General features: G+C 60.2%; 10 protein-coding genes. 8 read left to right on the plus strand and 2 right to left on the minus strand.

The window, feature by feature from the left end; translation table 11 throughout:
* From EGI20_RS13875 to EGI20_RS13905, 7 genes are all read left to right on the plus strand, one after another.
* Positions 1–218, plus strand: a 218-nt coding sequence (locus EGI20_RS13875; RefSeq protein WP_498632179.1) for a hypothetical protein, incomplete at its 5' end; no start/stop codon positions are given.
* Between the two features lie 238 nt (positions 219–456).
* Positions 457–1,881, plus strand: coding sequence for an exodeoxyribonuclease I (gene sbcB / locus EGI20_RS13880; RefSeq protein ID WP_498632181.1), 1,425 nt, complete (start codon positions 457–459; stop codon positions 1,879–1,881).
* Between the two features lie 46 nt (positions 1,882–1,927).
* The gene (gene miaA / locus EGI20_RS13885) at positions 1,928–2,872 is read left to right on the plus strand and encodes a tRNA (adenosine(37)-N6)-dimethylallyltransferase MiaA (RefSeq protein ID WP_498632183.1); all 945 of its coding nucleotides are present in this window, start codon (positions 1,928–1,930) and stop codon (positions 2,870–2,872) included.
* Positions 2,873–2,913: 41 nt separating this feature from the next.
* Positions 2,914–3,426 carry a MarR family transcriptional regulator gene (locus EGI20_RS13890; protein ID WP_498632184.1) on the plus strand — a complete coding sequence of 171 codons (513 nt, stop codon included), beginning with the start codon at positions 2,914–2,916 and terminating at the stop codon, positions 3,424–3,426.
* Between the two features lie 55 nt (positions 3,427–3,481).
* The gene (locus EGI20_RS13895) at positions 3,482–4,906 is read left to right on the plus strand and encodes an efflux transporter outer membrane subunit (protein WP_498632186.1); all 1,425 of its coding nucleotides are present in this window, start codon (positions 3,482–3,484) and stop codon (positions 4,904–4,906) included.
* A complete protein-coding gene (locus EGI20_RS13900) occupies positions 4,907–6,049 on the plus strand; it encodes an HlyD family secretion protein (RefSeq protein WP_498632187.1) in 1,143 nt (380 codons plus the stop codon). It begins immediately after the preceding gene.
* 9 nt (positions 6,050–6,058) lie between these two features.
* Positions 6,059–7,600 carry a DHA2 family efflux MFS transporter permease subunit gene (locus EGI20_RS13905; RefSeq protein WP_498632189.1) on the plus strand — a complete coding sequence of 514 codons (1,542 nt, stop codon included), beginning with the start codon at positions 6,059–6,061 and terminating at the stop codon, positions 7,598–7,600.
* 53 nt (positions 7,601–7,653) lie between these two features.
* Here the strand turns inward: EGI20_RS13905 and EGI20_RS13910 are convergent, their stop codons facing one another.
* Positions 7,654–8,001 (minus strand): RidA family protein, encoded by a 348-nt coding sequence (locus EGI20_RS13910; protein ID WP_498632190.1) that lies wholly within the window; start codon positions 7,999–8,001, stop codon positions 7,654–7,656.
* Between the two features lie 103 nt (positions 8,002–8,104).
* Entirely contained in the window at positions 8,105–9,283 is a 1,179-nt protein-coding gene (locus EGI20_RS13915) for a DesA family fatty acid desaturase (protein WP_498632191.1), read from the minus strand.
* 146 nt (positions 9,284–9,429) lie between these two features.
* Here EGI20_RS13915 and EGI20_RS13920 point away from each other — a divergent pair.
* A partial coding sequence (locus EGI20_RS13920) for a YdgA family protein (protein ID WP_498632193.1) occupies positions 9,430–10,598 on the plus strand: 1,169 nt, incomplete at its 3' end.

Here is a 10,598-nt window from a genome sequence, read left to right on the forward strand (position 1 = left end):
AAAGCATGCCGCCAGCGTTCAATCTGAGCCAGGATCAAACTCTTCAGTTCAATCTCTATGCTTTTTTCGTACTTTGGCACGCAAGTTCAAAGAAACTTTACGTTTCCAATCTTCTTGCAGTGCGAGTGTTTGGCATCGCCAAGCACTCACACCTATCGGTTGTTCGTTCTGTTAAAGAGCAGTGCTGCGTCGCTTGTTTCGTTTGCGTCGTCAGCTGAGGAGGCGAAATATACGCACCTTGAACTGATGCGTCAACCACTAATCACGCCATAAAACATAGACACCCGCAGCCAGCCAGCCGAATCAAAAGCCATCCATCTGATTTAAAACAAAAAAACCACAAGCCATTATTCGCAATAAAAATGAAGGTTTTCCTTTTTGCATCTGACTGACGGATAGCGACAAACACCAAGCAGTGCGACAATCACTAATCTTCAAGCTCAAGCTAGCCACTGCATGCATACCCATACCTTTTTCTGGCACGACTATGAAACCTTTGGTGCCATTGCGCGCCAGGACAGGCCAGCGCAATTTGCCGGCATCCGCACCGATAGCGAGCTAAACGAGATAGAGGAGCCGGTGATGCTGTACTGCCGGCCCGGTCCCGACTTTATCCCCTCCCCCACTGCCTGCCTGATTACCGGCATCACGCCGCAATACTGCCTGGAACATGGTGTCGCCGAAAACGAGTTCGCCGCCGTCATCCTGCGCGAATTCTCCCGCCCCGGCACCATCGGCGTCGGTTACAACTCGATCCGCTTCGATGATGAGGTCACCCGCTTTCTGTTCTGGCGCAATCTGATGGATCCTTACGGGCGCGAGTGGCAAAACGAATGCGGCCGCTGGGACATTCTGGATGTGGCGCGCACTCTGCATGCCTTGCGCCCGCAAGGGATCAACTGGCCACTAGGCGAGGATGACCTGCCCAGTTTCAAGCTGGAAAAACTGACGGCTGCCAATGGACTGGTACACGAAACGGCGCACGACGCCTTGTCCGATGTACGCGCGACGCTGGCACTGGCGCGCCTGTTCCGCCAACACCAGCCGCGCTTGTTCGACTTCTGTCTGGCGCTGCGCAAAAAGGATAATGTTCGCCACCAGATCAGCCTGCACGCCCCGGCACCCCTTATTCATATATCTGGTATGTATGGTGCGGCACGCGGCAATCTGGCCATCGTCTGGCCGCTGGCCGAGCACCCGACCAATAAGAATGAAGTCATCGTCTGGGATCTGGCGTATGACCCCGAAGAACTGGCCGGCCTGAGTGCCGATGCGATCCGCCAGCGCCTGTTCGCCACCCGCGAAGAACTGGAAGGCGCCGGCTTGCAACGACTGGCGCTCAAGACCATCCACATCAACAAGTCGCCCTTTGTCTGCAAAGATCTGCGCGTACTCACAAAGGCGCGGGCAGAAGAGCTGGGCATTTCCATTGACCTTGCGCTTTTGCATGCCGATAAAGCACGGGCCCTGCCCGCACTGGATAGCCTGTGGAAGGCAGTATACCGGCGCGAAGCCATGCCTGCGCTGGATGTGGATGAGGCTTTATATAGCGGTTTTGTTTCGCCGGCTGACCGACGACTCCTGGAACGCTTGCGCACACTGCCAGCCGCCGCACTCGCCCAAGAGACACCTGCCTTTAACGATCCGCAACTGGCGCGCCTGCTGCTGCGCTACCGCGCACGCAGCTATCCCGACTCGCTCACGCCCCAGGAAATGCAGGGCTGGCGCAACTGGTGCCACAAGAAACTGAATCAGGGTATCCCGCCGGGACGCACGATAGAAAGCTGCATGGCCGAAATCGCCGAACTGCATTCCGGTGCAGATGCCCGCAAACAGGACATTCTGGCCGATGTCGAAGCCTGGGCCTTGCAATACGCCTGACAACCAGGCAGCGAAACACGTGCTGCCACTGACAAGATCAAGACATATGAACGCTTCTCCCCGCGCCATCCTGTTGATGGGGCCGACCGCCTCCGGCAAAACCGGCCTCGCGCTGGCACTGGCACAACGCTATCCGGTCGAAATCATCAGCGTCGATTCGGCACTGGTGTACCGCGATATGGACATCGGCACGGCCAAACCCAGCGCGGCCGAGATGGCCAGTTGCCCGCACCATCTGATCGATATCATCAACCCGACCGAAGCCTATTCGGCCGCCCAGTTCTGCAGCGATACAAGCCGGCTGATCAGCGAGATTAATGCGCGCGGTAATATTCCGCTGCTGGCCGGCGGCACCATGCTTTATTTCAAGGCCTTGCGTGAAGGCCTGTCCGACCTGCCCGAGGCGGACCCTGCACTACGCGCCCAACTGGATCAGGAAGCAGCCGAACATGGCTGGCCCGCCATGCACGCGCGTTTGGCCAAACTAGACCCTACCACCGCCGCACGTCTGGCACCTAACGATGCGCAGCGCATCCAGCGTGCGCTGGAGGTCATGATGCTTGCCGGGCAGAGCCTGTCTTCGCTACATGCACGAGGACGGGAAGACGCGGCGCCATTCGACATGTTGCCACTGGCCTTGATCCCGTCCGATCGCGCCTGGCTACACCAGCGCATCGCCCTGCGCTTTCAGATGATGCTGGACGCCGGCTTTCTGGATGAGGTAAGTGCCTTGCGTCAACACTACCCGGCGCTGGATCTTGCGCTGCCATCCATGCGCTGCGTAGGCTACCGTCAGGCCTGGGAATATCAGGATGGCCTGTACGGCATGACTGACTTTATCGACAAGGGCGTGGCCGCTACACGCCAGCTCGCCAAACGCCAGCTCACCTGGCTGCGCGCCATGGACAAGATAGAGATCGACTGCCTGATGCCTGATCTGCTTAGCCCGGCTTGTGGCGCAATCGACCACTGGCTGACCCGTTCCAGATAATTCGTTTGCCGGGTTTTGTCACGTCCGTTACTATAAAGGACATGACAGAATCCATTTCTCCCTGCCTCTCTCTTGCCAATCTGGAAGATGCCGTTGACCGCATCGCCCGCAAAATGCCGGGTTCACCGCGTGAGGAGGTCATTCTCACGCGCCTGCATTTTTATACCCAGCTACAACTCGATGCCTGGTTCAACGCTTCGCTCAAGCCCTATGAGCTAAACGAAACCACATGGATGGCACTGATGCTGATCTATTCGCGCCCGGACGAGCGCGTCAGCCCGTCGGATATTTCATCAGCAATGGCCTTTTCCCGCACCAATGCCACCCGTGTCGTCGATGAACTGGAAAAAAAGGGCTGGATTCAGCGCCAACCTTCTATCGAAGACCGGCGCAAGACCGAACTGGCCCTGACCGAGGCTGGCCAAGCCCTAATCCGTGAAGTGCTGCCGGTGCAACGCGCCCGACTCAAGGAGCTATGGCAGGATTTTTCCGCGGAAGAGTGCAGGCAGCTGGAAACACTGGAGCGCAAGCTGCTCGCACGCCTGACGGGCTAATGCCGGCCAGGCGTGCAGTTTTCTACGCCCAGATAATAAGCAAGGTGACTATCACGTGAATTATAAAATCAAACACTGCCGACTCAGATTGGGACTGATCCCCTTGCTGGGGCTGTTTCTGGCAGGCTGCGCCAATATCCGTGATGGCCAGCCACACGCAACCGCGCTCTCGCCCGCCGCTTATGGCCTAGACAGCAGTGCGGCAACACCCGCGCCGGCACAAGGCGCATGGTGGAAGACACTGCAACAGCCGGCACTTGACCGACTGGTCGAGCAGGCGCTGCAAAACCACCCGTCGCTGACACTGGCACAAGCCCGTATCCGCCAGGCCGGCGCCAGCATGGCGCTGACCGATGCCAGTGATGGCCCGCAACTGGATCTGCAAGGCGCACACCAGCGCCTGCGTAATTCCGAATATGGCCTGCTGCCACCGCCGCTGGCCGGCAACTGGTTTTCACTGAACCAGCTCTCGCTGAACCTGGGCTGGCGTCTGGATTTCTGGGGCAAGACCCGCGCCTTGCTGGCTGCGGCCAACAGCCGGCAAAACGCGGCCCGGCTGGAGGCCGAAGACAGCCGCAACTGGCTGGCCAGCGCCGTCACTGCCCAGTATCTCGACTACATGGCCGCCCGCCACAGCCTGCAACTGCTGCAGCGCGATCAGGCCCTGCTTGCAAGCGAGCTGAAACAGGCACAAGGACTGGTGGCCTCCGGCATCGCGTCACCGGATGCAAGCGACAGCGTGCTGCGCGAGCAGCAGCAACTGGCTACCCGCATGGCCGCGATCCAGGCCCGCATGGCCCGTGCCCGCCATGCGCTGGCCGCCCTCACCACCCTGCCCGATGCGCAGCTAGCCAGCCTGCCGCTGCAAGCATTGCCGCAATGGCAGCTGGATACCCGCACGCTAAGCACGCGCGCACTGGCACAGCGTCCGGACATCCTGACGCAACAAGCCCGGGTCGAAGCCGCCGCATCCGGCGTCAAGGCAGCCAAGGCCGAGTTCTACCCCGACGTCACCCTGGGGGCGATGGCCGGGCTGCAGGCTCAGAACCTGGGCGACCTGTTCAGTGCCGGGGCACTGGCCAGCGCCATCACACCGGGCATCACCTTGCCGCTGTTTCATTCCGGCGCGCTCAATGCCGCGCTGGATGCACAAAGTGCCAACTATGATGCGGCCGTTGCCGGCTATAACCAGACCCTGCTGGGTGCGATACAGGAAGCGGCTGATGCTGTCAGCCAGACCCTGGGTAGCCAGCAAGCCCATGCCGCCAGCCGTGCCGCGCTGGACACCCAACAGCGCATCGCCAGCCGCAGCAGCAGCCGGCTGGCCAGCGGCCTGATTGCCCCCAGCCAGAACATCCATGCCCAACGCAGCGCACTTGCCGCCGCACTGGAAAATAACGAAGCCCATGTACGCCAACTGCAGGCCCAGACTGCCCTGCTGCGCGCGCTGGCCGGCCACCTTGCAACGGAGAGCAAGTAAATGCCCGACAACAAGAAAATTGCCCGAAACAAGGCGCTGCTCAAGCTGAGCATCGCCGTCATCCTCATCGGCATCGCCCTCATTGCCTACTGGCTGTTTTTCCTCAGGGGCAAGGAAAGTACCGATGATGCCTACGCCGCCGGCAACCAGATCCCGGTCTCGGCCCAGATCGGCGGCACCATCACCGCCATCGGTGCCGAGGACACCCAGCAAGTCGAAGCCGGTGCCCTCTTGGTCCAGCTGGATCCGGCCGATGCCACGCTGGCATTGACCCGCGCCAAGGCCGAACTGGCCCAGGCCGTGCGCCAGACCCGCACCCTGATTACCGGACAGAGCAAACTGGAAGCCGTGGTGGCCGAGCGCCGCAGCACGTTGTCCCGCACCGAGGGCGACCTCAAGCGCCGCGAACAGGCCAATCAGGACGAATCCATCTCCCGTGAAGAACTGCAGCATGCACGCGATGCCGTCAGTGCAGCACAAGCAGCCTTGCGGGTGGCCGAAGCCGATCTGGCCGCACAGCGCGAACTGGTGATGTCGGACACCGTCGCCAAGCACCCGCAAGTGGCCCGCGCGGCAGCCCTAGTGCGCGAAGCGGCACTGGCGGTGGAGCGCACCCGCGTGCTGGCACCGGCACAAGGCCAGATTGCGCGGCGCAGCGCCCAGGTCGGCATGCGCATCCAGCCCGGCACCCCGCTGATGGCGCTGGTACCGATGAACAGCATGTGGGTGGATGCCAACTTCAAGGAAAGCCAGTTGGCCAAGCTGCGCATCGGCCAACCGGCCACGGTGCATGCCGACGTATACGGCGACAGCGTCAGCTTCAAGGGCAAGGTCGTCGGTCTGGCTGCCGGGACAGGCAGCGTGTTCTCGCTGCTGCCGGCGCAAAACGCCACCGGCAACTGGATCAAGGTGGTGCAGCGTGTGCCGGTCCGCATTGCGCTGGACCCGGCCGAACTGCAGCAGCATCCGCTGCGCCTGGGCCTGTCGATGAACGTCACGGTCGACATTTCCGACACCAGCGGCCCGCTGGTCAGCAAGGCCCCGGCAGGCAAGCCACAGCTGTCGACCGACATCTACACCGGTCAGCTCGAACGTGCCAATGCGCTGGTCGCCCAGGTCATTGCCGCCAACCTGGGGCAGTAAGGATATCGCATGCCGCTGAAGCCACTTGAAGGCGCCCGCCGCGTGTGGGTGACGCTGGCCTTGTCGCTGGCCGTGTTCATGCAGGTGCTAGACACGACCATCGCCAACGTCGCCATCCCCACCATTGCCGGCAACCTTGGCGCCTCGGCCAGCCAGGGCACCTGGGTGATCACCTCGTTTGCCGTCGCCAACGCCATCGCCATCCCGATTACCGGCTGGCTGGCCAAGCGCCTGGGCGAAGTCAGGCTGTTCCTGCTCTCCACCACGGGTTTTGTCATCACCTCGTGGCTGTGCGGCATCGCGCCCAACCTCGAGGCGCTGATCCTGTTCCGCGTGCTGCAAGGCGCGCTGGCCGGCCCGATGATACCGCTGTCGCAAAGCCTGCTGCTGGCGTCCTACCCGGACGAAAAGAAGGGCATGGCGCTGGCACTGTGGTCGATGACGGTGATTGTCGCGCCCATTTTCGGCCCCATCCTGGGTGGCTGGATTTCGGACAACTGGCACTGGAGCTGGATTTTCTTCATCAACGTGCCGATCGGTCTGGCCGCAATTGCCATCAGCTGGAAGGAACTCAAGGGCCGCGAAACCGCCATCACCGCGCAACCGATCGACAAGATCGGGCTGGCGCTGCTGGTGATCGGTGTCGGCGCCCTGCAGATCATGCTGGACCGCGGCAAGGAACTGGACTGGTTTTCCTCGGGGGAGATCGTCGCGCTGACGCTGGTAGCCGTAATCGCGCTGGCCTATCTGGTGGTGTGGGAAAAACACAATCCGCATCCGGTGGTCGACCTGAGCCTGTTCCGTCACCGCAACTTCAGCGTCGGCGTGATGTGCCTGAGCGTCGGCTTCATGCTCTACTTCGGCACCGTGGTGCTGATGCCGCTACTGCTGCAGACCCAGATGGGCTATACCGCGACCCAGGCCGGGCTGGCGATGGCGCCGATCGGCATCCTGCCGGTCATCCTGTCGCCCATCATCGGCAAGAACGCGCAGCGCCTGGACCTGCGCTGGATCGTTACCGCCAGTTTCCTCATCTTTGCTGCCTGCTTTTACTGGCGCACCACCTTCAACCCGCAAATGGACTTTGCCTGGGTGGTATGGCCGCAGTTCATCCAGGGCATCGCCGTCGCCGGCTTCTTCATGCCGCTGACCATGATCTCGCTGGCCGGCCTCAGGGCCGACCAGATTGCCAGCGCATCCAGCCTGTCCAACTTCATGCGCACGCTGTCCGGTTCGATCGGCACCTCGCTGATCACAACCGGGTGGGAGCGGCGTGAAGCGGTGCACCATGTGACACTGAGCAGCCAGATCTCGGTCTACGACCCCAACACCAGCACGGCGCTGGCACAGATGCATGCTGCGGGGCTGAGCCAGCAGCAGGCGGCGGCACTGATCGCACAGGATATCACCCGCCAGGGCTTCTTTATCTCGGCCAACGAGATTTTCTGGCTGTGCTCCATCCTGTTTATCGGCCTGACCCTGCTGGTCTGGCTCGCCCGCCCGCCATTCAAACCGGCCGGTGGCGGCGCAGTGGTGGATGCGGGTCATTAAGGAAAACCCCCCGGGCATCGCCACGGGGGTTTTGTATTTTTCCGGCGCAAGTATCAGCGCTCGGCGACCACCTTGATTTCCACTTTCCATGCCGGATTGGCCAGCTTGGCCTGTACCGTAGCGCGCGCCGGGGTCTGCCCCGGAATCACCCATGCATCCCATGCGGCATTCATCGCATCGTAATCAGCCAGATCGGCCAGATAAATGGTGGCATCCACCAGCTTGGCCTTGCTTGAATCCAGTTCGGCCAGCAAGGTATCGATCTGGGCCAACACATTAGCCGTTTGCGCTTCGGCATCCGCGTCCACGTTCTCCGGTACCTGACCCGCCATAAAGATCAGGCCATTGCTGACCACGGCTTCGGCCAGACGTGCACCAGCCTTGTGACGATAAAGAGACATTGCCATCCTTTAATACAGATCAAAAAACGCTAGTGTAGCGGCCTGCCGCCCAAATGAAAAACGGCCTCCCGCATGGGAGGCCGCGCTAGCTGCAACTACCGGCTCAGGCCAGCGAAGCGCCGCGCAATTTACGGCTGAACTCTTCCAGCGCGGCGATGCCGCTTTGCTCGGCACGGATGCACCAGTCCTGCAACTCCTTGACCAGTTGTTCGCTCGTTAACGCCGAGCGCTCCCACAAGCAGGTCAGTTCCTGACGCATGCTATAGACCGTTGCCAGCACATCGCTGTGTGCCAGCACCTGTGCCAACTGCTCGCGCTCAAGCGGCGGCGTATCCTTGGCATCCTGCTTAAGCCAGATTTTCATCTTGGCACCCGCCTGCCCCTTGAGTTCGGGCAGATGGATTTTTGCCAGCTCAGCATGCGTCACCGCCTTAAGCTCGCGCGCATAGCGTGCAGCGATGGCATAACGATTGGCAATCACCGCCTGCAGGCTGTCGGCCGTCACCACATTACGGTTGGCATCGACAATCAGCTTGGGTGCCACCTTGCGCACACGAGCCAGATGCAGGATTTCGAGAATGCGGATATACATCCAGCCGATATCAAACTCGAACCACTTGTACGACAGCTTGGCCGAAGTACCGAAAGTATGGTGGTTGTTATGCAGCTCTTCGCCGCCCACCAGAATGCCCCACGGCACGATATTGGTAGCCGCGTCTTCGTTCTCGAAGTTGCGGTAGCCCCAGTAGTGGCCAATGCCGTTAATCACGCCGGCTGCCCAGAACGGAATCCACAACATCTGTACCGCCCAGATGCTCAGACCGATAGGCCCGAACAGGACCAGATTGATCACCAGCATCAGCACAATACCCTTGCCGCTATGGCGGGTGTAGAGATTGCGTTCCAGCCAGTCGTCCGGTGTACCGTGACCGAACTTCTCCATAATGCTTTTATCCTTGCAGGCGGTACGATATAGCTCGTAACCCTGCCACAGCACCTTGCGTATGCCCAGTACCACCGGGCTATGCGGATCTTCCGCCGTTTCGCACTTGGCGTGATGCTTGCGATGGATAGACGCCCACTCCTTGGTCACCTGACCTGTGGTCAGCCATAGCCAGAAACGGAAGAAATGGCTGGGAAGCGGGTGCAGATCCAGCGCGCGGTGCGCCTGATGGCGATGCAGGAAAATAGTCACCGATGCGATAGTGATATGGGTCAGCCCCAGCCCTACCAGGATATAGCCCCACCAGGGCAGATCAATCAAACCATTAAGCCACTGCATCTTGCGTTCGCACCATTATTAGACAGATTACTCGATTCTATCGTTTATTTTTATGGCATGGCTATGTTTATTGCGTGGCCAGGCCATCGTCAGCCGGCAACGAGTATTGTAAGATGCCACTCTGGACTCAACGCAGAGCAGGTTTCGTGAATATCAAGAAGCAAAGCTGGAAACTGGCTGCAGCAACAGCAGCCTCCCTTGCCGCCCTGTATGGCGGCTTCTCCTATTGGGCCGGTATCAAGGCCGAAGCAACGCTGGCCGAACAGCACAAGCTGCTGTCCACCATGTCGATGTTTACCATCAAGTCGCATAGTTACCAGCGCGGCTGGTTTTCCTCGACCGAAACCACCGAGCTTGAGCTGAACAAGCGCCTGCTCGGCCCTTATCTGGGTGCTCTGCCCGATAATCTGCGCCCGCTCTTGGGCGGTACGCTGCGTTATACCAACAAGATCCAGCATGGCCCGCTGCCCGGCCTTGCCAGCTTCAACCTGATGCCGGCCCGCGCACTGGTGACCACCGAGTTCGATATGAGCCCGGCTACGCGCAAGACACTGTCGCGCTTCTTCGGCGAAGCCGAACCGATTACCGTGACCAACCGTCTGGGCTTTGGCGGTGGCGGCGAGCTGAAAGTCAATATTCCCAAGTTTGACTACGAAGAGACACTGGCCGGCGTCAAGATGAACTGGCAGGGCTTCGACCTCAAGGTGGATTACGGGCGCGGCTTCAAGGAATATCTGCTGGAAGCCGACTCTCCGGGCTTTGTGCTGGATGCGGCCAGCAAGGGACGCTTTGCCTTTGACGGCGTACGTTATGTATCCGATGTTCGCCCCGGCGATAGTGGCGTGCGTCTGGGCACTGGCGAGCTGAACGTCAACAACGTCAAGCTGGGCTGGAAGGAAGCCATTCCTTACAGCATCAAGCTGAACGAACTGATTTATCTGGTCACGCGGGTCAGGGTGGGCGAGTTCATCAACCCGTCGGGCGAGCTCAAGCCATCCAATGTCGAGCTGACCAAGCTGAACTACCAGATTGTTACCAGCGAGCAGGATCAGTTCGTCAATACGCGCGGCAAACTAGGCTTTGAGACTTTCCGCTACGACGAGCAGAAATACGGCCCGCTCAAGCTCGATATCTCGGCCAACCACCTGCATGGCCCGACACTGGTCAAGCTGGATCAGGAGCTATCCAAGATCCCATTCGAGAACATTGCACCGGCAGATATGCGCAAGCGCTATATCGATACCATCCTGAAAAATGGTGTACCGCTACTGCAAAACGATCCCAAGCTGGTGGTTCACCAGCTTGAGCTGGGCTT

This window comes from Aquitalea sp. S1-19, assembly GCF_024343515.1.